Consider the following 24,031-nt stretch of genomic DNA (forward strand, 5'->3'; position numbering starts at 1 on the left):
TAACCACTTATACTGGTTGGGTGAGCGAACGCGCTGCCGGATCGCCGGATCCGTCCCCCGGCCTGACCCTGGTCACGGCCCGGGGCAAGCCCTACCGCTTCGACCCCGGCGCCCTGTGCCTGGAACTGCTGACCACCGGCGGTCCCGGCGCCTTCACCCGCTGGGAGGCGCTGCACGAGCCCGCCGACCTGGTCGCCTGGGCGGAGCGCAGCAGGCTGCCCGACGGACTCGATCTCACCGTCTCCCCCGCGGAGCTCCGGCGCGCCCGCGCACTGCGCGACGCGCTGTTCCTGCTCACCGCGGACCGCGCCCACGGCCGTCCGCCGCGCGGCACCCACGTGGACACCGTGAACGCGGCGGCGGGCGAAGCCCCGCTCGTCGCCCGCATGACGCCGGACGGCCGCCACACCTGGGCCCCGGGTGCCACCGGCACCGGCCTGCTGTCGACCGTCGCACGGGACGCGATCGCCCTGTTCACCGGAGAGCACGCCGACCGCGTGCGCGAGTGCGGCGCACACGACTGCCACCTGCTCTTCGTCGACACCTCCCGCCCGGGCCGCCGCCGCTGGTGCGCGATGGAGCACTGCGGCAACCGCGAGAAGGTCCGCGCGCACCGCGCCCGCCGGGGACCCGCGACGCCGTAGTCCCGGTGCCCGATGCGCTGTGCGCGACGCCGTAGTCCCGATGCCCGGTGCGCGATGCCCGGTGCCGTGCGCGCGGCCGGCGAATCTCGGTTGCGCCGGCGGTCCGCGGCGGGGGAGTGTGGATGCATGGGCACGCGTGCCTGGGCGCTGCTGCTCGTCCTGTGCGGAACGATCTTCCTCGAAGGCATCGACGTCGCGATGATGGCGGTGGCGGTCCCGGCCGTCCGCTCCGACCTCGGCCTGACCACCGGCACCGCGGCCTGGGTGATGACCGCCTACGTCCTCGGCTACGCCGGCTTCACCCTGCTCGGCGGCCGCGCCGCCGACCTGCTCGGCCGGCGGCGGATGTTCCTGCTCTGGCTGACCGTCTTCCTCGCCTTCTCGGGACTGGGCGGCTTCGCCACCGAGGGCTGGATGCTCATCGTCGCCCGGTTCGTCACGGGCGTCGCCGCCGCCTTCATGACCCCGGCCGCGCTCTCCCTGATCACCACCTCCTACGAGGAGGGACCCGCACGCAACAAGGCCCTGCTGATCTTCGCCGGGACCGGCGCGGCCGGGTTCTCCCTCGGCCTGGTGATCGGCGGGCTGCTCACCGAACTGGGCTGGCGCTGGGTGTTCTTCGCGCCCGTGCTGCTGGCCGCTGCCCTGCTAGCGGCCGCCGTGCGCCTGATCCCCCGGCGCGACGCCCCGCCCTCGCGCCGGCGCACCTTCGACCTGCCCGGCGCGGCGACCGCGGCGGGCGCCATGCTGCTCGCCGCCTACACCGTCGTCCGCCTGGAGCACGGACTGCACCAGTGGCCGCTCACCCTGGCCACGGGCCTCACGGCGCTGCTCCTGGCCGCCGCCTTCGTCGCCGTCGAACGCCGCTGCCCCGACCCGCTGGTCCGCCTGGGCATCCTGCGCCAGGGCCCGGTCGTGCGGGCCGACCTGGGGGCCCTGCTGTTCCTCGGCGCCTTCTTCGGCTTCCAGTTCGTCGTCACGCTCTACCTTCAGGAACTGCGCGGCTGGTCGTCGACGCAGACCGCGCTCGCCCTGCTGGTCATGGGCATCGACGCCGTCCTCGCCCCGACGCTCACCCCGCGGCTGGTCGCCCGCTTCGGCAACGCCCGCGTGATCGTCGGCGGCTTCGTGCTGGCGGTGGCCGCCTACGCGCTGTTCCTGCCGGTCGGCATGGACTGGTCCTACGCGACGATGTTCCCGACGCTCTTCCTGTCGGGCCTCGCCTTCGCCCTGGCCTACGGCCCGCTGACCATCGCCGCGACGGACGGGGTGAGCGGGTCGGAGCAGGGCCTGGCCGGCGGACTGCTCACCACGGCGACGCAGTTCGGCTCCGCCATCGGCATCTCCGCGGTGACGGCCGTCTACGGCCTGGCGTCCACCGGGCCCGGCCCCGAGGAGACGCTCTCGGCTTTCCGCGCGGCGCTGTCGGTGCCGGTCGCCCTGGTGACGCTGGGCGCCTTGATCTCCCTGGTGAGCGCCCGCGAGGCGCGGCGGGCGGTGCGCAACGCGTCCCAGGTGAGCAGCGCGAGCGCCAGCCAGACCAGCGTGAACCCGGCCCAGCGCTCCGGCGGCATCTCCTCGTGGAAGTAGAGGACGCCGAGCAGGAACTGGAACACCGGCGTCATGTACTGGAGCAGGCCGATGGTGGACAGGGGGATGCGGATGGCGGCCGCGCCGAAGCAGACCAGCGGGAGCGCGGTGACGATGCCGGCCGAGGCCAGCAGCGCCGCGTGCCCGGCGCCCTCGGCCGCGAAGGTGGACTCGCCCCGCGCGCCCAGCCAGACGAGGAAGGCGAGCGCGGGCAGGAACTGGATCGCGGTCTCGGCGGCGAGCGACTCCACGCCGCCGAGGTTCACCTTCTTCTTCACCAGGCCGTACGTGGCGAAGGAGAAGGCCAGGGCCAGAGAGATCCACGGGGGCCGCCCGTAGCCGACGGTCAGGACGACCACCGCGGCGCAGCCGGTCCCGACGGCCGCCCACTGCACCGGCCGCAGCCGCTCCTTCAGCAGCAGCACGCCGATCGCGATGGTGACCAGCGGGTTGATGAAGTACCCGAGGGAGGCCTCGACGACGTGCCCGGAGTTCACGGACCAGATGTACAGGCCCCAGTTGATCGTGATGACCGCCGCCGCGACCGTGACCAGCCCGAGCTTGCGCGGCTGCCGCAGCAGCTCGCCCGCCCAGGCCCAGCGGCGCAGCACGAGCAGCGCGGCGCCGACGAAGACCAGGGACCACACCATCCGGTGGGCCAGGATCTCCACCGCGCCGGCGGGCTTCAGCAGGGGCCAGAACAGGGGCACCAGGCCCCACATCCCGTAGGCCGCGAAGCCGTTCAGCAGTCCTATGTGCCGCTCACCCCTCGGCTTGCCGGTCACGGGCCCCTCCTTCGCGCCTTGCCTGTCTCCGCGGACGACGGTAACGCCGGGCACCCCCGGCTGTCATGCCCGTATCGGCATACGGTCATGACAGTCCGGGGGTGCGGCGGCGCAGGGTCCGTCAGGGGGCGACGAGCCCGGTCGTCAGCCTGCGAGGGCCGTGGCGAGGGCCTCGGAGAGCGGCGTGGTCGGGCGGTCGATCAGCCGGGACAGGTCGCCGCCGGGGACGACCAGTTCGCCCCGCTCGATGGAGGCGTCGACGCCCGCGAGGATCTGCGCGAAGGGCTCGGGCACGCCCGCGCCGGTCAGAAGGGCGACCAGCGCCTCGGGGGAGACGGCGTTGTACGCGATGTCCTTCCCGGTCTGCCGGCTCAGCTCGGCCGCGTACTCGGCGAAGCTCCAGGCGGTGTCGCCACCCAGCTCGTACGCGGTGTTCTCGTGCCCTTCGCCGGTCAGCACGGCGACGGCCGCGGCGGCGTAGTCGGCACGGGAGGCGGAGGAGACCCTGCCGTCACCCGCGGCGGCGACCACCGCGTCGTGCGCCAGCACCGGGGCGAGGTTCTCGGTGTAGTTCTCGTGGTACCAGCCGTTGCGCAGCAGCGTGTAGGGCACGCCCGAGTCCGCCAGGACCTTCTCGGTGCCCCGGTGGTCGTCGGCGAGCGCGGCGGTCAGGCTGCTGGGGGCGCTGGTGTAGGCGAGCAGGGACACACCGGCCGCCCTGGCCGCCTCGATGACGACCGTGTGCTGCCGCACCCGGCCCTTGTCGAACTCGTTGCCCGAGACCAGCAGCACCTTGTCGCCGGCCGCGAACAGGCCGTCGAAGGACGCCGGGTCGTTGTAGTCGGCCACGGCGATCCGCACACCGCGCTCCGCGAGGCCGGCGGCCTTCTCCGGGGTGCGTACGACGGCCGTGATCCGCTCGGCGGGGACCTTCTCCAGCAGCTGTTCCACGACGAGGCGGCCGAGGTGCCCGGTGGCTCCGGTGACGACGATGCTCATGGGGTGACTCTCCTTGTGGGGTGGGATGTCACTAACCCTACGACTGGCGCTTACCTTTCGAAAGTACCCACTTTGAAGTAAGGTACGGGCATGTCGGTAAGTGATCGCCGGAACGAGGCCCTGTGCCCGCACCGGCTCGTCCTGGAACACGTCACCAGCCGCTGGGGCGTGCTCGTCCTGATCGCACTCCTGGAGCGGTCGTACCGGTTCAGCGAGCTGCGCCGGGCCGTCGGCACCGCCGGGGGCCGCGCGGTCAGCGAGAAGATGCTCGCGCAGACGCTCCAGACCCTGGAGCGGGACGGGCTGGTCCACCGCGACGCCCACCCCGTCATCCCCCCGCGCGTCGACTACTCCCTCACCGCCCTCGGACGCGAGGCCGCCGAGCAGGTCAGGTCCCTGACGAGCTGGACCCACCACCGCATGGACGACGTGGAACGGGCGCGCCGGGCGTACGACGAGGCCCGGGCCGCCTCCTAGCGGTCCCGGGCCTCTCCGCAGTGCTCCCCGGCAGGGTCAGCCGACGACGGTCCAGGTGTCGCCGCCCGCCAGCAGCGCCGCCAGATCGCCCTTGCCGTGCTGCTCGACGGCCTGGTCCAGCTGGTCGGCCATCTGCGTGTCGTAGACGGGCCGGTCGACCGAGCGGAACACACCGATCGGGGTGTGGTGCAGGGTGTCGGGGTCGGCCAGCCGGGACAGCGCGAACGCCGTGGTCGGCGAGGCCGCGTGGGCGTCGTGGACGAGGATCCGCTCCTCGTTCTCCGGCGTCACCGTGACGACGGTCAGGTCCCCGGTCAGCTGGTCGCGCACGACGCCCTTGGCCTGGCCGGCGCCGAAGCGGATCGGCTGTCCGTGCTCCAGGCGGATCACGGCCTCCTCGGCCTGCTGCTTGTCCTTCAGGGCGTCGAAGGCGCCGTCGTTGAAGATGTTGCAGTTCTGGTAGATCTCGATCAGGGCGGTGCCCTCGTGGGCGGCGGCCTGGCGCAGCACCTCGGTGAGGTGCTTGCGGTCGGAGTCGACGGTGCGGGCCACGAACGAGGCCTCCGCGCCGATCGCCAGCGACACCGGGTTGAACGGGGCATCCAGCGAGCCCATCGGCGTCGACTTGGTGATCTTGCCGACCTCGGAGGTCGGGGAGTACTGGCCCTTGGTCAGGCCGTAGATGCGGTTGTTGAACAGCAGGATCTTGAGGTTGACGTTGCGCCGCAGGGCGTGGATCAGGTGGTTGCCGCCGATGGACAGCGCGTCCCCGTCACCGGTGACCACCCACACCGACAAATCCCGCCGCGAGCTGGCCAGGCCCGTGGCGATGGCCGGGGCACGGCCGTGGATGGAGTGCATCCCGTAGGTGTTCATGTAGTACGGGAAGCGCGAGGAGCAGCCGATGCCCGAGACGAAGACGATGTTCTCCCGCGCCAGCCCCAGCTCGGGCATGAAGCCCTGCACCGCGGCGAGGATGGCGTAGTCGCCGCAGCCCGGGCACCAGCGCACTTCCTGATCGGACTTGAAGTCCTTCATCGACTGCCTGCCCTCGGCCTTGGGGACCAGGGACAGCGCCTCGACGGCGCGGGTGCCTGTCGTGGACGTCTCAGCCATCGATGGCCTCCTTCAGCGCCGCGGCGAGCTGCTCCGCCTTGAACGGCATGCCGTTGACCTGGTTGTACGAGCGGGCGTCGACCAGGTACTTCGCCCGGATCAGCGTGGCGAGCTGCCCGAGGTTCATCTCGGGGACCACCACCTTGTCGTAACGCTCCAGCACCGCGCCCAGATTCCGCGGGAAGGGGTTCAGGTGGCGCAGATGCGCCTGCGCGACCGACTCCCCGGCCCGGCGCAGCCGCCGTACCGCCGCGGTGATCGGCCCGTAGGTGGAGCCCCAGCCCAGCACCAGGGTCCGTGCGCCGTCCGGGTCGTCGACCTCGAGGTCGGCCACGTCGATGCCGTCGATCTTGGCCTGGCGGGTGCGGACCATGAAGTCGTGATTGGCCGGGTCGTAGGAGATGTTGCCCGTGCCGTCCTGCTTCTCGATGCCGCCGATGCGGTGCTCCAGCCCCGGCGTGCCCGGGACCGCCCACGGCCGGGCCAGGGTCTGCGGGTCCCGCTTGTACGGCCAGAACACCTCCGCTCCGTCCTCCAGCGTGTGGTTGGGGCCCTGGGCGAACTGCACCCGCAGATCCGGCAGTTCCTCCAGATCCGGGACCCTCCACGGCTCGGAGCCGTTGGCCAGATACCCGTCGGACAGCAAGAACACCGGCGTGCGATACGTCAGCGCGATCCGCGCCGCCTCCAGCGCCGCCTCGAAACAGTCCGCCGGGGTACGCGGCGCCACCACCGGCACCGGCGCCTCACCGTTGCGCCCGAACATCGCCTGCAGCAGATCCGCCTGCTCGGTCTTGGTCGGCAACCCCGTCGACGGCCCACCGCGCTGAATGTCCACGATCAGCAGCGGCAGCTCCAGCGACACCGCCAGACCGATCGTCTCGCTCTTGAGCGCCACCCCCGGACCGGACGTCGTCGTCACCGCCAGCGACCCGCCGAACGCCGCGCCCAGCGCCGCCCCGATCCCCGCGATCTCGTCCTCGGCCTGGAACGTGCGCACCCCGAAGTTCTTGTGCCGGCTCAACTCGTGCAGGATGTCCGAGGCCGGCGTGATCGGATACGACCCCAGATACAGCGGCAGATCCGCCTGGCGGCTGGCCGCCACCAGCCCGTAGGACAGGGCCAGGTTCCCGGAGATGTTGCGGTACACACCCGGCGGGAACGCCGTCGCCGCCGGAGCCACCTCGTAGGAGACCGCGAAGTCCTCCGTCGTCTCCCCGAAGTTCCAGCCCGCCCGGAACGCCGCGATGTTCGCCGCGGCGATGTCGGGCTTCTTCGCGAACTTCGACCGCAAGAACCTCTCCGTGCCCTCCGTGGGCCGGTGATACATCCAGCTCAGCAGCCCCAGCGCGAACATGTTCTTGCTGCGCTCGGCCTCCTTGCGGCTCAGATCGAACTCCCGCAAAGCCTCCACCGTCAACGTCGTCAACGGCACCGGATGCACGCTGTAGCCGTCCAGCGACCCGTCCTCCAACGGCGAGGACGCATAGCCGACCTTCTGCATGGCCCGCTTGGTGAACTCGTCGGTGTTCACGATGATCTCCGCGCCCCGCGGCAGATCCCCCAGGTTCGCCTTCAACGCCGCCGGGTTCATCGCCACCAGCACGTTCGGCGCATCACCGGGGGTCAGGATGTCGTGATCGGCGAAATGCAACTGGAACGACGACACACCCGGCAGCGTCCCGGCAGGCGCCCGGATCTCCGCCGGGAAGTTCGGCAACGTCGACAGATCATTGCCGAACGACGCCGTCTCCGACGTGAAACGGTCACCGGTGAGCTGCATGCCGTCACCCGAGTCACCCGCGAACCTGATGACCACCCGCTCCAGACGACGGACGTCCTTCGCCCCCACCGCTCTGCGCTGCTCTCCTAGGACTGCTTCGTCGGCCTGCTCCGCTGGGCTACTGACCTGGCTGGTCACTGAACTGGACCTCCCTCGAGGCGGCTGTCCCGGACAGGCCTTCCCGCAGGCCTCCCTGGATCAACCCTACGACCGCAAGGGTCGCCTTCTTGGGGTGATTCGCATGTTGGACGCGACTTCGCGACGATCGGGCACTCCGACTCTCATGTCTGGAGTTTCACGAATTGAGGTACGTCAGCACGGCCAGCACCCTGCGGTGGTCACCGTCGCTCGGGGACAGCCCCAGCTTGAGGAAGATGTTGCTGACGTGCTTCTCCACCGCCCCGTCGCTGACCACGAGCTGCCGGGCGATCGCCGAGTTCGTGCGGCCCTCGGCCATCAGTCCCAGCACCTCCCGCTCCCGCGGGGTGAGCCCCGCCAGCACGTCCTGCTTGCGGCTGCGGCCCAGCAGCTGGGCCACCACCTCGGGGTCCAGCGCCGTACCGCCCCCGGCCACCCGCACCACGGCGTCGACGAACTCCCGTACCTCCGCCACCCGGTCCTTCAGCAGGTAGCCGACGCCCCGGCTGGACCCGGCGAGCAGCTCCGTGGCATACCGCTCCTCCACGTACTGCGACAGCACGAGCACACCCAGCCCGGGGTGGGCCTTGCGCAGCTGCACCGCCGCCCGCACCCCCTCGTCGGTGTGCGTCGGCGGCATCCGCACGTCCGCCACGACCACGTCCGGCAGGTCGCCCTGCGCGTCCAGCTCGGTGATCGTCTTGACCAGCGCGTCACCGTCCCCGACGCCCGCGACGACCTCGTGCCCGCGGTCGGTCAGCAGCCGGGTCAGGCCCTCCCGCAGCAGCACTGAATCCTCGGCGATGACCACCCGCACCCTGTCCTCCACGATGTTCGGCCCCCCTGGCCCGGCGCCGCCCGTCCGCGGACCCCGACGGCCCCGCGCCCACCCGTGCGACAGGTCCAGCATTTCAGGACCGGCGCCCGAATGGGACACGGGACGGGCATCCGGCCCGGCGGATCACCGCTCGGGGCCGACGTCCCGCAGGCCGGGGGAGACTCGAAGGCCGGGGCCGGCGTCCCGCAGGCCGGGGGAGGCTCGCAGGCCAGGGGGGGCTCGCAGGCCAGGGGGAAGAACCTGCGGGGGCTCACTCCGCGCCGGACGCCGGGGCGCGCCCGCCCCCTCACCGGCCGGAGGGGACAGGCGCTGCCGGGGCTGTCCGTCGGCGGACGGGGTCGCCCGCCGGGGCCGGGGCCGGGGCCCCGGGGCCCGGGGTGCGTGCTCGGCGTTCCACCGGACGCACCTGCGGCGTCACCGGATCCGGGCGCCCCGCCAGGGCAGCTCCGCCGTCACCCGGGTCGGACCGCCGGCCGGGGAGTCCACGACGAGGATGCCGTCCACCGCGTCCAGCCGCTCGGCCAGGCCCGCCAGCCCGGAGCCCGCGGACGCGTCCGCGCCGCCCACGCCGTTGTCCACGACCTGGAGCATCAGCCGGTTCTCCGTGCGCCAGACCTCCACGCCCGCCCAGGTCGCCCGCGCGTGCTTGCTGACGTTCTGGAGCAGCTCCGACGCCGTGAAGTAGGCGATGCCCTCGATCGCCGGTGCCGGTCGCTCCGCCAGGTCCACCTCGACCTGCACCGGCACCGTGCAGCGGGACGCCACCGCCGACAGCGCCGCGTCCAGGCCCCGGTCCGTCAGCACCGCCGGGTGGATGCCCCGGGCCAGGTCCCGCAGCTCCTGGAGCGCGGTCTTCACCTCGCCGTGCGCCTCGTCCACCATGCGCGCGGCCGCGTCCGGGTCCTCCTGGAGCTTCTCCTTCGCCAGCCCCAGGTCCATCGCCAGCGCCACCAGGCGGGCCTGCGCCCCGTCGTGCAGGTCCCGCTCGATGCGCCGCAGGTCGGCCGCCGCCGTGTCGACCACGACCCCGCGGTCCGACTCCAGCTCCACCACCCGCGAGACCAGCCGCGACGGACCGAGCAGCCCGTGCACCATCAGCCGGTCCACCATCGTCAGCGCCCGCACGATCCACGGCGTGGCGATCGTGAACAGCAGCCCCACCAGCGCCGTCACGGTGATCTCGAACGGGTTGTCGAGGTACACCCGGTGCGTCTCGTCCCCGTACAGCTGCATCCCGTCCTGCCCGGCGTACATGGGGAACACCCAGAACCACAGCGGGTACGTCAGCAGCCCCCAGCCCAGCACCCAGACGTTCACGGCGACGACGAAGGAGAAGATCGCCCAGGGAAGTTGCAGCACCGAGTACAGCAGCGCCCGCCACGAGGTGCCGCTCTTCAGGACGGCCCCCATCCAGGCCATGGCGCCCTGCTTGCGCACCCGCAGCGGCTCCGGCTCGGCCACCTCCAGGCCCAGCAGCGACCGCGCCCGGGCCCGTTCCACCGTGCCGATGCCCCGGCACCCGGCGAGCGCCGCCGCCAGCACCGGGATGCCCAGGAACGTCACCAGCAGGCCCGCCCCGAGCGAGACCATAGTGACCGCGTAGGTGAACAGCAGGATGCTGATCGGCAGGCCCAGCAGCACGTAGCCCAGCTCGCGCCAGGTGCGACCCTCGACCGGCGCGCGCAGCGCGGCGGGCAGCCGGTGCCCCCGTCCGGTGCTCCCGCGGAACCCGGGCTCACCGTCGAGTTCGTACCCCTGTCCGTATCCCGTGGCCATCGGCGCCGTCCTTCTCCTCGTCCTGCGGCTGTTCCCTCGTATCTCCACCCTCCTCCTCCCGGCACCCGCGGACCATGAAGGCCGTCGGCCTCTTGGACGGGGGGTTTTCCCCACCCCGCCCCGCCGCACTCGGGCGGGCGCGGCATGCGCGTGGCCCCGCCGGCCAGGAGCCGGCGGGGCCACGGGGCCACGGGGCCACGGGGAGACGGGGAGACGGGGCGGCTGTGGAAGGGGGCCGCAGGGAGACGGGGGCGGCTAGTGGGAGGGGCCGGTTCCGGCGGCCGCGGCGTCCCGTTCGCGCCACGGGAGTTCCGCCGTGACCGTCGTCGGGCCGCCCTCGGGCGACTCCAGGACGAACAGGCCGTCGACCGCGTTCAGCCGGTCCGCCAGGCCCTTCATCCCCGTACCGCCGTCGACGCTCGCGCCTCCGCGGCCGTCGTCCCACACCTGGATGAGCAGCCGGTCGTCCGTGCGCCACACCTCGACCGAGGCCGACCTCGCCCGGCTGTGCTTGCTGACGTTCTGCAGCAACTCCGAGACGGTGAAGTAGGCGATGCCCTCGATCGCGGCCGCCGGACGCTCGGGCAGGTCGACCGTGACCTTCACGGGGACCGTGCAGCGCGAGGCGACCGACGACAGGGCCGCGTCCAGGCCGCGGTCGGTGAGGACCGCCGGGTGGATGCCCCGGGCCAGGTCCCGCAGCTCCTGCAACGCCAGCTTCACCTCGCCGTGCGCCTCCTCGACCATCGCCGCCGCGGCGTCCGGGTCCTCCAGCACCTTCTCCTTCGCCAGGCCCAGGCCCATGGCCAGATTGACCAGCCGGGCCTGCGCCCCGTCGTGCAGGTCCCGCTCGATGCGCCGCAGGTCGGCCGCCGCCGTGTCGACCACGACCCCCCGGTCCGACTCCAGTTCGGCGATCCGCCGCTCCAGCTCGTCGGAGGGCGACAGCAGCGCCCGCACCATCGCCCGGTCGGCGTTGGCCAGCCCGCGCGCGATGAACGGCAGCACCGGCCACAGCACGAACAGCGAGGCCGTCGTCACCGCGAAGGTCAGCACCCCCCACGGCAGCCGGATGAACTCGTACAGCACCGTCCGCCAGCCCACCGGGTCCTTCAGCTGCATCCACAGCCGCTGGAAGAATCCGCCCCCGCCGCGCAGCCGCAGCCGGCTCGGCTCCTCCACCCGCACCCCGAGCAGCGCCCGCGCCCGCGCCCGCTCCAGCCGGCCCAGCTGCCGCGCCCCGATCAGCCCGGCCGCCAGCAGCGGGAAGCCGACCACCGTGACGGTCAGCCCGAATCCGGTGAACAGCACGGTCACGACGTAGGTGAAGCCGAGCAGCGACACCGGGAGGTTCGCCAGGAGGTGGGCGATCTCCTTCCAGGTGTGCCGGTCGTAGGCGAAGCGGGGCGGCGGCGGGTGGCCGTCCTGTCCGGCTGCCCCCGCGGCCGCCTTCGCGCCGGGGGACGGGAAGCGTTCGGTCATGTGCGTAAGCCTGCCGGGCGGCGGACGGCCGCGCCATGAGGTGGGCCGCCAGGATCCACTGAGGAAAACCCCACCCCCTTGATCCCGGCGGTGACGGGCTGCTTACCCTGCCCTTATCAGGGCCTAGACTCCCGTGCGTACAGATCGCCGAACGACGGCGTCCGTGTCTCCGGCCCCCGCCGGGGTACCGCGGGATCGTCAGGGAACCAGTGCGAGTTTCAGGGAGCGAGGGACGGACGTGCCGGAACCGACCGTCGTCACCACGACCGTCGTCGCGGCGGACTACTTCCGGGCCTACTCGGTCGTCGGCCTGCTCGCCGTCGTCGGCGTCCTGTTCGTCGCCGTCGCCTTCGGGGCCGGCCGCCTGCTGCGGCCCGTGGTCCCCACCCCCGAGAAGCTCCTGACCTACGAGTGCGGCGTCGACCCCGTCGGCGAGGGGTGGGCCCACACCCAGGTCCGCTACTACGTCTACGCGTTCCTCTACGTCATCTTCGCCGTCGACTCGATCTTCCTGTTCCCCTGGGCGACCGTCTTCGCCGCCCCCGGCTACGGCGCCGCGACCCTGGTCGAGATGTTCGTCTTCCTCGGCTTCCTGGCCGTGGGCCTGCTCTACGCCTACAAGAAGGGCGTCCTGGCATGGACGTGACCCCCGAGCCCGTACCGCTGCCGGAGCCGCGGCGGCTGGGCACCCTCGCGCGTCTCGCACCCGAGCCGATGAAGGTGATCCTCAACTGGGGCCGCCGCTACTCGCTCTGGGTCTTCAACTTCGGCCTCGCCTGCTGCGCGATCGAGTTCATCGCCGCGTCGATGGCCCGCCACGACTTCATCCGCCTCGGCGTCATCCCCTTCGCGCCGGGCCCGCGCCAGGCCGACCTGATGGTCGTCTCCGGCACCGTCACGGACAAGATGGCCCCGGCCGTGAAGCGCCTGTACGAGCAGATGCCCGAGCCGAAGTACGTCATCTCCTTCGGCGCGTGCAGCAACTGCGGCGGCCCGTACTGGGATTCGTACGCCGTCACCAAGGGCGTCGACCAGATCATCCCCGTCGACGTCTACGTCCCCGGCTGCCCGCCCCGGCCCGAGGCGCTCCTCCAGGGCATCCTCAAGCTCCAGGAGAAGATCGCTCGCGAGTCGCTGGGGGACCGGTACGGCGACGGCCCGGCGGGCCCGGCCCGCCCGTCGGCTGCGGCACTGCAGAGCGGCCTGGTGCGGCCGCCTGGTGCGGCCGGTCCGGCCACCGATCCGGCCACCGATCCGGTCGCCGATCCGGCCACCGATCCGGCCGTCGACTCCGCCGCCGCTCGGGGTGCCGAGGGCGACGTGACGTCCGGGGAGGGCCGATGACCGCGGTCGGCTGGCTGCCCGCCGACGCCGTCGAACTCTTCGGCCCGGACGCCACCGCCGAGGAGTCCTACGAGGTCCTCACGGTCGACGTGCCCCCGGCCGCCTGGATCCCCGCCCTGGAGACCGCCCGCGACCGGCTGGGCTGCACCTACTTCGACTGGCTGAGCGCCGTGGACGAACCGGGCACCGGTTTCCGCGTCACGGCCCACGTCGCCGCGCTGTCCCCGGTCCGCCGCCTCCTGCTCCGTACGACGGTCCCGCACGAGGCCCCCACCCTGCCCTCGGCGATCGGCGTCTACGCCGGCGCGGGCTGGCACGAGCGCGAGACGCACGAGATGTTCGGCGTCGTCTTCGAGGGCCACCCGGGGCTGGACCACCTGCTGCTGCCCGACACCTTCGAGGGCCATCCCCTGCGCAAGGACTTCGTCCTCGCCGCGCGCGTCGCCAAGGCCTGGCCCGGCGCGAAGGAACCCGGCGAGTCCGAGCACGGCGGCCCCAAGCGCCGCCAGATGCTCCCGCCCGGCGTGCCCGACCCGAACGAGTGGGGCCCCCTGAAGGGCCAGCTCCCCCCGGCCCCCGCCCGCCCGGCCCGGGGCGCCCGCGCGGCAGGCGAACGCCCGGCCCGCACGCCCCGTGCCGCGGGCGAGCGCCCGGTGCGGCGCACGCGCTCGGCCTCGGAGGGCTCGGCGAGCCAGGCGACGGCGTCGGGAAGCGCTGGGGCTTCGGGAAGTCCTGCGGCTGTGGAGGGTGCTGGGGCTGCCGCATCGGCGGTGCCGGGCGCCGGCGAGGCCGCATCCGCGACTGAAGCCGCAGCTCGGGTTGCCGGCGCCGCGGGTGCTGCCGAGGCGGTGGGCGCAGCCGAATCGGCGGCCTCCACCGGCGAAGGCCCCTCCGCCCAGGCCGCGGAAGGCCACACCGCCGCGTCGACGGGCCCGCGCCGCGCCCGCAGCGCGAGCGAGGGTTCGGCGTCGCAGCGCACGCGGCCGGGCTCCTCCGCCGGGCCCCGCCGCGCGCGCGGCGCGTCGGAGGGCAGCGCGAGCCAGCGTTCCGCCCCGCCGACCGAGCCCGAGGCGGACAACGGCACGACCACCCCGCCCGGCAGCCCGGCCCGCACTCCACGCAGCACGGACGCCCCCTGGCACCACGCCCGCCCGGCCTTCGACGAACCCGCACCCGAGCGGTCGGACGGGGCGGGGGAGGCCCCGCACCCGACGGACCAGCCGCAGCCCACCGAGCCGCGCGAGTCCGCGAAGGCCGCCGAGGAGCCCGACAGCCACGACGACCCGGTCAGCTCCAGCGGAACCGATTCCCAGCCCGAGCCTGAGCCCGAGCCCGGATCCGGATCCGGATCCGAAGCTGGATCTGGCTCCGAGGCTGATTCCGAGCCCGAGTCGGACTCCGCTTCCGAATCCCGTCCCCGTCCCCGTCCCCGTCCCCGTCCCGAAGCCCCAGGAGGCCCGCGGTGAACGACGTGCTCGACGTCATCCTGCGACTCCTGATCGTCTTCGTCGTCTTCCTTACCTTCCCCCTGATCATCGGTCAGACCGAACACAAGGTGATGGCCCACATGCAGGGCCGCCTGGGCCCCATGTACGCCGGCGGCTTCCACGGCTGGGCCCAGCTGATCGCCGACGGCGTGAAGTTCGCGCAGAAGGAGGACATCGTCCCCGCGGGCGCCGACCGCCGGATCTTCCAGCTGGCCCCCGCAGTCGCCCTCCTGCCCTACCTCCTCGTCCTGCTCGCCATCCCGATCGGCCCGGGCGAGGGCGCCGTCGGGCAGGTCGTCGACGCGGGCGTCTTCTTCGTGCTGGCCGTCATGGGCGTCGGCGTCCTCGGCTCGCTCATGGCCGGCTGGGCGTCCGCCAACAAGTTCTCCCTCCTCGGCGGCCTGCGCACCGCCGCCCAGCTCCTCGCCTACGAACTGCCGATGCTGCTGACCGCCGCCTCGGTGGCGATGGCCGCCGGCACCGTCTCCCTGCCCGGCATCCTCGACGCCTTCGAGTGGTGGTGGCTGCCCTGGCAGATCGTCGGCGCGATCGTCTTCTTCGTCGCCGGACTGGCCGAACTCCAGCGCCCGCCCTTCGACATGCCCGTCGCCGACTCGGAGATCATCTTCGGTGCCTACACCGAGTACACCGGTCTCCGCTTCGCCCTCTTCCTCCTCGCCGAGTACGCGGGGATCGTCGTCCTGTGCGGTCTGACCACCGTCCTCTTCCTGGGCGGCTGGCACGGCCCCTGGGGTGCCGACGGCCTCGGCTGGGTGTGGACCCTGCTCAAGACCGCCGTCCTCGCCTTCCTCGTCATCTGGCTGCGCGTCACCTACCCGCGCCTGCGCGAGGACCAGCTCCAGAAGCTCTCCTGGACCCTCCTCGTCCCCCTCGCCCTCGCCCAGATCGCCCTCACCGGCGTCGTCAAGGTGGTGATCCAGTAACCATGGCCCCCATTCCAGGAAGTGGCCTGGCCAAGGGCCTGGCCGTCACCCTCCGCACGATGACGAAGAAGTCCGTCACCGCGCAGTACCCGGACGTCCAGCCCGACCTCCCGCCCCGCTCCCGCGGTGTGATCGGCCTGTTCGAGGAGAACTGCACGGTCTGCATGCTGTGCGCCCGCGAGTGCCCCGACTGGTGCATCTACATCGACTCCCACAAGGAGACGGTGCCGCCCGCCGCCCCCGGTGGCCGCGAACGCAGCCGCAACGTCCTCGACCGCTTCGCCATCGACTTCTCCCTGTGCATGTACTGCGGTATCTGCATCGAGGTGTGTCCTTTCGACGCCCTGTTCTGGTCCCCGGAGTTCGAGTACGCCGAGACCGACATCCGTGACCTCACCCACGAGCGCGACAAGCTCCGCGAGTGGATGTGGACCGTCCCGGCCCCGCCGGCCCTCGACCCTGGCGCGGAGGAACCGAAGGAGATCGCCGCCGCCCGCAAGGCCGCCGACAAGCTCGCCGCCCAGCAGGCCCCGCCCGTCACCGAACCGCACGCCGACGAGCAGGCCCGCGCCGCCGAGCAGCCCACCCGCGCCCACGGCGACTCCAAGCAGCAGGTGGACCAGCCCGGGCCGGACTCCGACCGGCCCGGACCGGAACAGGGGGGCACCGCGTGACCGTCTCCGCCAGCGCCGCCCAGTTCCTGGCGCACTCCGCGACCGCCGCCGCCGAGACCCGCGGCTTCCTGTCCCCGACCGGGGTCGAGATCGCCTTCCTCCTCGTCGGCCTGGTCACCTTCGGCGCCGCCCTCGTCACCGTCACCACCCGGCAACTCGTGCACGCCGCCCTGTGGCTCGTGGTCGCCCTCGGCGGCCTCGCCGTCGAGTACCTCCTGCTCACCGCCGAGTTCATCGCCTGGGTGCAGGTCCTCATCTACGTCGGTTCCGTCGTCGTCCTCCTCCTGTTCGGCCTGATGCTCACCAGGGCCCCCATCGGCCGATCACCGGACGCCGACTCCGGCAACCGCTGGGCCGCCCTCACTGTGGCCGTCGCCGCGGCCGCCGCCCTGGTCTGGGTCGTGGTGGACGCCTTCCGCACGACCTGGATCGACCTGGACGGTCCCGCCGCCGGGTCCACCGAGGCCACCGGCGCCGGCCTCTTCCAGAACTGGGTCCTCCCCTTCGAGGCCCTCTCCGTCCTCCTCCTCGCCGCCCTCGTCGGCGCGATCGTCCTCTCCCGCAAGGCCAAGCCCGAGGCGGCCACCACGGCCGGCGCGGCCACCAAGGCCGGTGCGACGCCCCGGGCCGGCGCCCCCACCCAGGCCGCGGCGACCACCGTGGCGACCACCGAGGCGACCACCGAGGCGACCACCGAGGCCGCCAGGACGGCGACCCAGGCCAGGACGGCGACCCAGGCCGGGACGGCGACCCAGGCCGGGACGGCGGCGGAGGCCGGGACAGCGACGCAGACCGGGACGGCGACTGGGCCGGAGAAGGCCACCGGAACCGACGCGCCCTCCTCGGACACCGGCCACAACCCCCGCCGCGGCACGGAAGGGACCCGCTGATGCACCTCGCCTATCCCGCCGTGCTCTCCGCCCTCCTCTTCTGCACCGGCCTGTACGGCGTCCTGGCCCGCCGCAACGCGATCCTCGTCCTGATGTCGGTCGAGCTGATGCTCAACGCCGTCAACCTGAACCTCGTCGCCTTCGACGTCTGGTTGAGCAGGACCGCCGAGGAGACCCTGCACTCCGGCCAGGCCCTGACCCTGTTCACCATCGCCATCGCCGCCGCCGAGATCGGCATCGGACTGGCGATCGTCCTCGCCGTCCACCGCAACCGCGGCACCGCGGACATCGACAAGCTCCGCGACACCGCCGAGCTGCACGACCCCGACGGCCCGGACGGACCCGGCCACGACACCCGCACGGCCGGCCCGGCCGACGAGGCCCGGAAGGCAGAGGCCACCGCGTGACCACGACCACCCTCGCCGTCCTCGTCCCCCTCCTGCCCTTCCTCGGGGCCGTCGCCGGCCTGCTGCTGGGCCGCACGGCCCCCGGCTTCACCCGCCCGCTCGCCGTCCTGCCGACCCTCACCTCCCTGGTGCTCGCCGCGCTGGTCGCCGCCCGCCAGAGCGGTGGCGCCGCCGTCGACTCGGCCACCGAACTGACCCCCACCGGGTCGGTGCCGATCGAAATGGCCCTGCACATCGACGGCTTCGCCGCCCTCGTCGCCGTCCTGGTCGGCCTGGTCGCCTCCTGTGTGCAGATCTACTCGACGGGCTACCTGCGCGACGACCCGCGCTACCCCTCCTACGCCGCCCTGGTCTCGCTGTTCACCTCCGCGATGCTGCTGGTCGTCTACTCCGGCGACCTGATGGTCCTGCTGGTCGGCTGGGAGGTCATGGGCATCTGCTCCTACTTCCTGGTCGGCCACTACTGGGAGACCCCGGAAGCCCGCGCCGCCTCCCTCAAGGCCTTCCTGGTCACCAAGCTCGGCGACGTCCCCTTCTTGATCGGCCTGTTCGCCCTGGCCACCGACGCGGGCTCCTTCCGCGTCACCCGCATCCTGGGCACCGTCGCGAGCGGCGGACTGGACCACCCGACCGTGATCGCCCTGCTGCTCCTGGCGGGCGTGGCGGGCAAGTCGGCGCAGTTCCCGCTGCACACGTGGCTCCCCGACGCGATGGCGGGCCCGACCCCCGTCTCCGCGCTGATCCACGCCGCGACGATGGTCGCCGCCGGTGTCTACTTCATCGCCCGTCTCCTCCCGGTCTTCGAGGCCTCACAGGCCGCGATGGTGGTCATGGCCGTCATGGCCGCCGTCACGATGGCCGGCTCGGCGCTCGCCGCGCTCGCCCAGGACGACATCAAGCGCGTCCTCGCCTACTCGACGATCGGGCAGCTCGGTTACATGACCGGCGCCCTCGCCGTCGGCGACCGCGGTGCCGCCGTCTTCCACCTCCTGTCCCACGGCGCCTTCAAGGCGCTGCTGTTCCTCGCGGCCGGCGTGATCATCCACGCCGCCGGCACCAACTCGCTGGCCGCCATGTCCCGCATGGGCGGGCTGCGCGACCGCGTCCCCGACGCCTACTGGACGATGACCGTGGCGCTGCTCGCCCTCGCCGCGATCCCGCCGTTCAGCGGCTTCTTCTCCAAGGAGGCCGTCCTCGGCGTCGCCGAGCACGTCGTCACCGGACACACCGAGCACGCCCCCGCCGCGGCCGGCTGGATCGTCCTCGTCGCCGGTCTGCTGACGGCCGTGCTCACCGCCGCCTACGCCACCCGCCTGTGGCTGCTGGCGTTCCGCGGCCGGGGCGCCGAGGCCCCCGACCACGGCAGGCAGCCGCTGACGATGACCGTCGTGCTGTGGGTCCTCGCGGTGCCGTCCCTGGCTCTCGGCGGGTTCGCGTTCCGCCTGCTGCCCGACTGGTTCGACGGCCGCGACCTGGGCCCGACCCTGACGACCTCCGTACTCGGCACGGGTGTCGCCCTGGCCGGCGGCATCGTCACCTACGCCGCCTGGCGGCACACCACCGCACGTGGGGCCCGTGTCCCACTCGGCGCCGTCGCGGCCCACCCCGGGGGCGACGCCGCCCGGGTCGAGGCCGAGGCCATCGCCAGCCACGAGCCGGCCTACGGTGACATCGCCCTGGCGCCCGACCCCGCCGACCCGGGACGGCTCCTGCTCGGCCCCCTGCACCGGCACGCGGCCGCCGGCTTCCACCTGGACGCCGTGTACGCGGCCCTCTTCGTCCGCCCGGTCCAGGCCGGAGCGAGCCTCGTGCGGTTCCTCGACCGCGAGGTCGTCGAGACCTATGTGCGCGGTGCGGGTGCGCTGCCCGGCTGGCTCGGCGCCGCCGTACGGCGCGCCCAGACCGGCAACGTCCAGACCTATGTGAGCGCGCTGCTCGCCGGCACCGTCGTCCTCGCGGTCGCCGCCGTCCTCGTCGCCACGGGAGCGTGAGCAGGCGTGATCGATATCAGCGAGTCCGTGATGCAGTTCCTTCTGGCGTTCGTCGTCGTCGGCCCGCTCCTCGGGGCCGTCGCCGCTCTCCTGCCCGCCCCGCCCGGGCTGAAGGGGAAGTCACCCGAGCAGGCGGTGCTCCGGCACGGCGTGACCGTCACCGGCGCCGTGCTCCTCGCGGCGATCGTCCTCGCGCTCGGGTTCGACCACGACCAGCCCTCGAAGATGCAGGCCGGCACTGACATCAGCTGGATCCCCGCACTCGACGTGCGCATCCACCTCGGCGTCGACGGCATTTCCCTCCCCCTCCTGGTCCTGACCGCGCTGCTGACCTTCCTCTGCGCGCTCTACTCGTACTTCAACATGCCGGCGGGTCCGGCCCCGAAGGCCTTCGTCGCCCTGCTGCTCGTGCTCGAGTCCGGCACGCTCGCGACCTTCGCCGTCCTCGACCTGCTGCTGTTCTTCCTGGCCTTCGAGATGGTCCTCATCCCGATGTACTTCCTCATCGCCCGCTGGGGCGGCGAGGACCGGAGCCGGGCCGCGTGGCGGTTCATCCTGTACACGCTGCTCGGTTCCGTGGTCATGCTGCTCGGCCTGCTCCTGATCGGAATCAAGGCGGGCACGTTCGACATGGTGGCACTCGCCACTGACAACGGCCGGTCGCTGACCACATCCGTGCAGGTCATCGCCGTTCTGGCGATCGGGATCGGGCTCGCCGTGAAGACGCCGATGTGGCCCCTGCACAGCTGGCTGCCCGACGCCCACACCGCGGCCCCGACCGTCGGCTCGGTCCTGCTGGCCGGCGTCCTGCTCAAGATGGGCACGTACGGGTTCGTCCGGATCCTGCTGCCCGTCGCGCCCGACGGTTTCCGCACCTTCGCGCCCTACCTCGCCGCCCTGGCGGTCGTCGGCATCATCTACGGATCCCTGGCCTGCCTCGCCCTGGCCAAGCGGGGCGCGAAAGGCGACCTGAAGCGCCTCATCGCCTACTCCTCCGTCGGCCACATGGGATTCGTCCTGCTCGGCATCGCCACCATGACGCCGACCGGCGTGAACGGCGCGCTCTTCGCCAACATCGCCCACGGCCTCATCACCGGCCTGCTGTTCTTCCTGGTCGGCGCCCTGAAGGACCGCACCGGCACCACCGACCTGGACACCCTCGCCGAGGAGACCGGCGCCGCCCTCTACGGCAAGGCCCCGCGCCTCGGCGGCCTGCTGGCCTTCGCGGCGATCGCCTCCCTCGGCCTGCCGGGCCTGGCCGGATTCTGGGGCGAGATGCTGGCCCTGTTCGGCGCGTTCCAGCCCGCCGAGGGCCTCAGCCGCCCCGCCTTCCTCACCTTCATGGCGATCGGCGCGTTCGGCACGCTGCTGACGGCCGCATACCTGCTGACCGTGGTCCGGCGCGTGTGCATGGGCGCCCTGCCCCAGGACGCGCCCCGCCTCACCGACGTCCGCTCGTACGAGTTCGCGGCCTGGACCCCGCTCGTCGTCCTCACCGTCGTCGCGGGCCTGTGGCCCAAGGCCCTGCTCGGCCTGAGCGACCCGGCCGTCCAGCAGCTCCTCGCAGGAGGCACCCGATGAGCTCCACGGCCCAGCCCCTGGCCGCCTCCCTGGTCCAGTCCGTCGACTGGCTCGCCATCGCACCGCCCACCCTGGCGGCCGTCGTCGGACTCGTCGTGCTGGTCGCCGACCTGTTCGTCCCCGAGCACCGCAAGGCGATCCTCGGCTGGACGTCCGTCGCCGGGCTCGCCGCCGCCACCGCGCTGCTGCTGCCCCTCCTCGACGGCGACCGCAGCACCTTCTGCCTCAACGGCGACGCCGCCGTCTGCAGCTACACCGCCGACCGCTTCACCCTGGTCATCCAGTTCCTCGTCCTCGGCGGCGCCCTCCTCGCCGCCCTGCTGTCGGTGACCGCGCTGAAGGACGCCCGCAAGGACCTGCCCGAAGGGGAGTACTGGTTCCTGCTGCTGTCCTCCGCCGCCGGTGCCGCCCTCTTGCCCGCCTCCCGCGACCTCGCCACCCTGATCGTCGCCCTCGAAGTCGCCTCCCTGCCCGCTTTCGCGCTGGTCGGACTGAAGTACGGCGTCCGCAGGTCCTCCGAGGCGGCCCTGAAGTTCTTCCTGTCCTCGGTCACCGCCACCGCGGTCAGCCTCATGGGCGTGAGCTTCCTGTACGCCTCGACGGGCACCCTCCACCTCACCCGGATCGCCGAGCGCATCCAGCACGTCGACGGCCGGCTCGACACGCTCGCCCAGACCGGCGTCGTCCTCACCCTGATCGGCTTCGCCTTCAAGACGGCCGCCGTGCCCTTCCACTTCTGGGTCCCCGACACCTACGTCGGCGCGCCCCTGCCGATCGCCGCCTACCTGTCGGTCATCGGCAAGGCGGTCGGCTTCACCGGCCTGATCCTCGTCACAGTCGTCGCCCTCCCGTCCTACGCCGACGTCTGGGGCCCGGCCCTGGCGGTCCTGGCCGCGCTCACCATGACCGTGGGCAACGTCGGCGCCCTGCGTCAGCAGACCACGCGCGCGTACAGCGCGGTACACCTGCTCGCCTGGTCCTCCGTGGGCCAGGCCGGCTACCTCCTGGTGCCGATCGCGGCTGCCGCGTACTCCGAGGACCCGGAGAAGTCGATCGGCTCCACCGTCGCCTACGCCCTGATGTACGGCGCCGTGAACCTGGGCGCCTTCGCCGTCGCCGCACTCGTCGGCCGGACCAGGACGCTCAACCGGGTCGCCGACTACCGCGGCCTGTACGCGGCCAGCCCGCTGTCGGCCCTCCTCCTGGCGTTCTTCCTGCTCTGCCTGGCCGGGCTGCCCCCGGGCATCATCGGCCTCTTCGCCAAGGTCACCGTCTTCTCCGCGGCCGTCGACGCCGGCCTCGGCTGGCTGGCCGTGGTCATGGCCGTCAACGTCGTCATCGCGCTGGTCTACTACCTGCAGTGGACCGCCCTGCTGTTCCGCGCCCCAGAGGGTGCGTCCGAGAAGCAGCGCGTGCCCGCCCCGCTCACGGCGGCGATCGCGGTCACCGGAGTCCTCGGCATCGCCCTTTCCGGCGCGCCGCAGCTCGTCCTGCGCTTCACCGACACCGGCCTCTTCTGAGCCCGGCCGCCGCCCGGGCCGCGCTTTCACCCCACGCGTGCGGGGAACCCGCCCCCGCACGCGTGCGCGGCGGGACGCGCGGCCGTCACCCGAACGGCTCACGTCCGGTCACGCGCGCACAAGGGAACTAGTGCCTCCCGCCTGGCGTTGACCAGTACGGGAGGGTCCACTGGACGTGACACCACAGCACCGGTGGCACCGCAGACGCAAGCGAGGGTTCCCCTGCCGCACGACTTGGAGGGCGTACCGTGCACCGCCGGCACAACGGGCTCAGGACAGCAGTCCTCCTGGGGGGACTGTCCGCACTCATCATCGTCATCGGCAGCTTCTTCGGCCGCATGGGGCTCGTCATCGCCGTCCTGGTAGCACTGGCCACCAACGCGTACGCGTACTGGAACAGCGACAAGCTGGCCCTGCGCGCGATGCGCGCCCGCCCCGTCAGCGAGTTCGAGGCCCCGCAGCTCTACCGCATGGTCCGTGAGCTGTCCACCCAGGCCCGCCAGCCCATGCCGCGCCTGTACATCTCCCCGACGGAGGCGCCCAACGCCTTCGCCACGGGCCGCAACCCGCGCAACGCCGCCGTGTGCTGCACCGACGGCATCCTGCGCCTGCTGGACGAGCGCGAGTTGCGCGGCGTCATCGGCCACGAACTGAGCCACGTCTACAACCGCGACATCCTCATCTCGTCGGTCGCCGGCGCCCTCGCCTCCGTGATCATGTTCCTGGTCAACTTCGCCTGGCTGATCCCGATCGGCCGCTCCGACGACGACGACGGCCCCGGGCTGATCGGCATGCTGCTGATCATGCTGCTGGGTCCGCTCGCCGCCTCGGTCATCCAACTGGCCATCAGCCGCTCCCGGGAGTACCAGGCGGACGCCTCGGGCGCCCAGCTCACCGGTGACCCGCTCGCCCTGGCCAGCGCCCTGCGCAAGCTCGAAGTGGGCACGAAGCAGCTCCCGCTGCCCCCCGAGCCCCGCATCGAGACGGCCAGCCACATGATGATCGCGAACCCGTTCCGCCCCGGCCAGGGCCTTTCCAAGATGTTCTCCACACACCCGCCGATGGCGGAACGCATCGCCCGGCTCGAGAAGATGGCAGGTGGGAACCAGTGAGGACCGTACTCAACGTCATATGGCTCGTCCTGAGCGGCTTCTGGCTGTTCCTCGCCTACATGGCGGCGGGCCTGCTCCTGTGCATCACCATCATCGGCATCCCGTTCGGCGTGGCCGCCTTCCGCATCGGCGTCTACGCCCTGTGGCCCTTCGGGTACACGACCGTCGAGCGCCATGACGCCGGCGCACCGTCCTGCGTGGGCAACGTGCTGTGGCTGGTGCTCGCGGGCTGGTGGCTCGCCCTCGGCCACATCGTCACCGGCATCGCGCTGTGCGCCACGATCATCGGCATCCCGCTCGGCGTGGCCAACTTCAAGCTCATCCCGGTCTCGCTGCTGCCGCTGGGCCGCGACATCGTGCGGACGCACGAGCCGTTCGCAGCCCGCTGACGCCGCGGCGCAGGCCCGGCCCTCACGGGCGGAGGGTCTCCACAGACGCAGGTTGTCCACAGGC

21 protein-coding genes and 1 pseudogene are annotated in these 24,031 nt (G+C 72.5%); 15 read left to right on the top strand and 7 right to left on the bottom strand.

The features are described from left to right. The first annotated feature begins 20 nt into the window (after positions 1-20). Both ACZ6ZN_RS13550 and ACZ6ZN_RS13555 read left to right on the top strand, forming a co-directional pair. Positions 21-644, top strand: a complete 624-nt coding sequence (locus ACZ6ZN_RS13550; protein ID WP_469645928.1) for a CGNR zinc finger domain-containing protein — start codon at positions 21-23, stop codon at positions 642-644. A 201-nt stretch (positions 645-845) separates the two neighbouring features. Next, positions 846-1,925, top strand: a pseudogene (locus ACZ6ZN_RS13555) (MFS transporter); the annotation flags it as partial. Positions 1,926-2,005: 80 nt separating this feature from the next. Here the strand turns inward: ACZ6ZN_RS13555 and rarD are convergent. Together rarD and ACZ6ZN_RS13565 are read right to left on the bottom strand one after the other, a co-directional pair. After that, positions 2,006-3,019, bottom strand: a complete 1,014-nt coding sequence (rarD, locus tag ACZ6ZN_RS13560; protein ID WP_451877282.1) for an EamA family transporter RarD — start codon at positions 3,017-3,019, stop codon at positions 2,006-2,008. 144 nt (positions 3,020-3,163) lie between these two features. Then, positions 3,164-4,018: an SDR family oxidoreductase gene (locus ACZ6ZN_RS13565; protein WP_469645930.1), complete on the bottom strand. Its 855-nt coding sequence runs from the start codon at positions 4,016-4,018 to the stop codon at positions 3,164-3,166. A gap of 90 nt (positions 4,019-4,108) precedes the next feature. On the opposite strand from ACZ6ZN_RS13565, the gene ACZ6ZN_RS13570 reads away from it, so the two are divergent. Then, complete coding sequence (locus ACZ6ZN_RS13570) at positions 4,109-4,495, top strand: winged helix-turn-helix transcriptional regulator (protein WP_469645932.1); 387 nt, start codon at positions 4,109-4,111, stop codon at positions 4,493-4,495. Positions 4,496-4,531: 36 nt separating this feature from the next. Here the strand turns inward: ACZ6ZN_RS13570 and ACZ6ZN_RS13575 are convergent, their stop codons facing one another. From ACZ6ZN_RS13575 to ACZ6ZN_RS13595, 5 genes are all read right to left on the bottom strand, one after another. Then, positions 4,532-5,611 (bottom strand): 2-oxoacid:ferredoxin oxidoreductase subunit beta, encoded by a 1,080-nt coding sequence (locus ACZ6ZN_RS13575; protein ID WP_469645935.1) that lies wholly within the window; start codon positions 5,609-5,611, stop codon positions 4,532-4,534. Beyond that, positions 5,604-7,532, bottom strand: a complete 1,929-nt coding sequence (locus tag ACZ6ZN_RS13580; protein ID WP_469645938.1) for a 2-oxoacid:acceptor oxidoreductase subunit alpha — start codon at positions 7,530-7,532, stop codon at positions 5,604-5,606. The genes ACZ6ZN_RS13575 and ACZ6ZN_RS13580 overlap by 8 nt, the downstream gene beginning before the upstream one ends. Positions 7,533-7,689: 157 nt before the next feature. Then, a complete protein-coding gene (locus ACZ6ZN_RS13585; RefSeq protein ID WP_398112833.1) occupies positions 7,690-8,349 on the bottom strand; it encodes a LuxR C-terminal-related transcriptional regulator in 660 nt (219 codons plus the stop codon). A gap of 435 nt (positions 8,350-8,784) precedes the next feature. Further along, positions 8,785-10,146, bottom strand: a complete 1,362-nt coding sequence (locus ACZ6ZN_RS13590; protein WP_469645940.1) for a sensor histidine kinase — start codon at positions 10,144-10,146, stop codon at positions 8,785-8,787. Between the two features lie 255 nt (positions 10,147-10,401). Beyond that, positions 10,402-11,628: a sensor histidine kinase gene (locus ACZ6ZN_RS13595; RefSeq protein WP_451878262.1), complete on the bottom strand. Its 1,227-nt coding sequence runs from the start codon at positions 11,626-11,628 to the stop codon at positions 10,402-10,404. A gap of 238 nt (positions 11,629-11,866) precedes the next feature. Between ACZ6ZN_RS13595 and ACZ6ZN_RS13600 the strand changes: the two genes are divergently transcribed. The 12 genes from ACZ6ZN_RS13600 to ACZ6ZN_RS13655 all read left to right on the top strand — a co-directional run bounded on the left by ACZ6ZN_RS13600 (position 11,867) and on the right by ACZ6ZN_RS13655 (position 23,967). Continuing rightward, entirely contained in the window at positions 11,867-12,274 is a 408-nt protein-coding gene (locus ACZ6ZN_RS13600) for an NADH-quinone oxidoreductase subunit A (protein ID WP_376329150.1), read from the top strand. Next, positions 12,265-12,972, top strand: a complete 708-nt coding sequence (locus ACZ6ZN_RS13605) for an NADH-quinone oxidoreductase subunit B (protein WP_469645945.1) — start codon at positions 12,265-12,267, stop codon at positions 12,970-12,972. Before ACZ6ZN_RS13600 ends, ACZ6ZN_RS13605 begins: the two co-directional genes overlap by 10 nt. After that, positions 12,969-14,438: an NADH-quinone oxidoreductase subunit C gene (locus ACZ6ZN_RS13610; protein ID WP_469645947.1), complete on the top strand. Its 1,470-nt coding sequence runs from the start codon at positions 12,969-12,971 to the stop codon at positions 14,436-14,438. Before ACZ6ZN_RS13605 ends, ACZ6ZN_RS13610 begins: the two co-directional genes overlap by 4 nt. After that, a complete protein-coding gene (locus tag ACZ6ZN_RS13615; RefSeq protein ID WP_469645950.1) occupies positions 14,435-15,403 on the top strand; it encodes a complex I subunit 1/NuoH family protein in 969 nt (322 codons plus the stop codon). The genes ACZ6ZN_RS13610 and ACZ6ZN_RS13615 overlap by 4 nt, the downstream gene beginning before the upstream one ends. Positions 15,404-15,405: 2 nt before the next feature. Continuing rightward, complete coding sequence (locus ACZ6ZN_RS13620; RefSeq protein ID WP_469645953.1) at positions 15,406-16,077, top strand: NuoI/complex I 23 kDa subunit family protein; 672 nt, start codon at positions 15,406-15,408, stop codon at positions 16,075-16,077. Then, entirely contained in the window at positions 16,074-16,967 is an 894-nt protein-coding gene (locus ACZ6ZN_RS13625) for an NADH-quinone oxidoreductase subunit J family protein (protein ID WP_469645956.1), read from the top strand. Before ACZ6ZN_RS13620 ends, ACZ6ZN_RS13625 begins: the two co-directional genes overlap by 4 nt. Then, positions 16,967-17,374, top strand: a complete 408-nt coding sequence (gene nuoK, locus ACZ6ZN_RS13630) for an NADH-quinone oxidoreductase subunit NuoK (RefSeq protein WP_398107085.1) — start codon at positions 16,967-16,969, stop codon at positions 17,372-17,374. The genes ACZ6ZN_RS13625 and nuoK overlap by 1 nt, the downstream gene beginning before the upstream one ends. After that, the gene (locus ACZ6ZN_RS13635; RefSeq protein WP_469645958.1) at positions 17,371-19,365 is read left to right on the top strand and encodes an NADH-quinone oxidoreductase subunit 5 family protein; all 1,995 of its coding nucleotides are present in this window, start codon (positions 17,371-17,373) and stop codon (positions 19,363-19,365) included. The genes nuoK and ACZ6ZN_RS13635 overlap by 4 nt, the downstream gene beginning before the upstream one ends. Positions 19,366-19,371: 6 nt before the next feature. Next, positions 19,372-20,946 carry an NADH-quinone oxidoreductase subunit M gene (locus tag ACZ6ZN_RS13640; RefSeq protein WP_469645961.1) on the top strand — a complete coding sequence of 525 codons (1,575 nt, stop codon included), beginning with the start codon at positions 19,372-19,374 and terminating at the stop codon, positions 20,944-20,946. Continuing rightward, positions 20,943-22,466 carry an NADH-quinone oxidoreductase subunit N gene (locus ACZ6ZN_RS13645; protein WP_469645966.1) on the top strand — a complete coding sequence of 508 codons (1,524 nt, stop codon included), beginning with the start codon at positions 20,943-20,945 and terminating at the stop codon, positions 22,464-22,466. The genes ACZ6ZN_RS13640 and ACZ6ZN_RS13645 overlap by 4 nt, the downstream gene beginning before the upstream one ends. 248 nt (positions 22,467-22,714) lie before the next feature. Further along, positions 22,715-23,578, top strand: coding sequence for a zinc metalloprotease HtpX (gene htpX, locus ACZ6ZN_RS13650; protein ID WP_398107081.1), 864 nt, complete (start codon positions 22,715-22,717; stop codon positions 23,576-23,578). Then, complete coding sequence (locus ACZ6ZN_RS13655) at positions 23,575-23,967, top strand: YccF domain-containing protein (protein ID WP_469645969.1); 393 nt, start codon at positions 23,575-23,577, stop codon at positions 23,965-23,967. Before htpX ends, ACZ6ZN_RS13655 begins: the two co-directional genes overlap by 4 nt. Positions 23,968-24,031: the final 64 nt, after the last annotated feature.

The organism is Streptomyces sp. NPDC053665 (assembly GCF_055585285.1).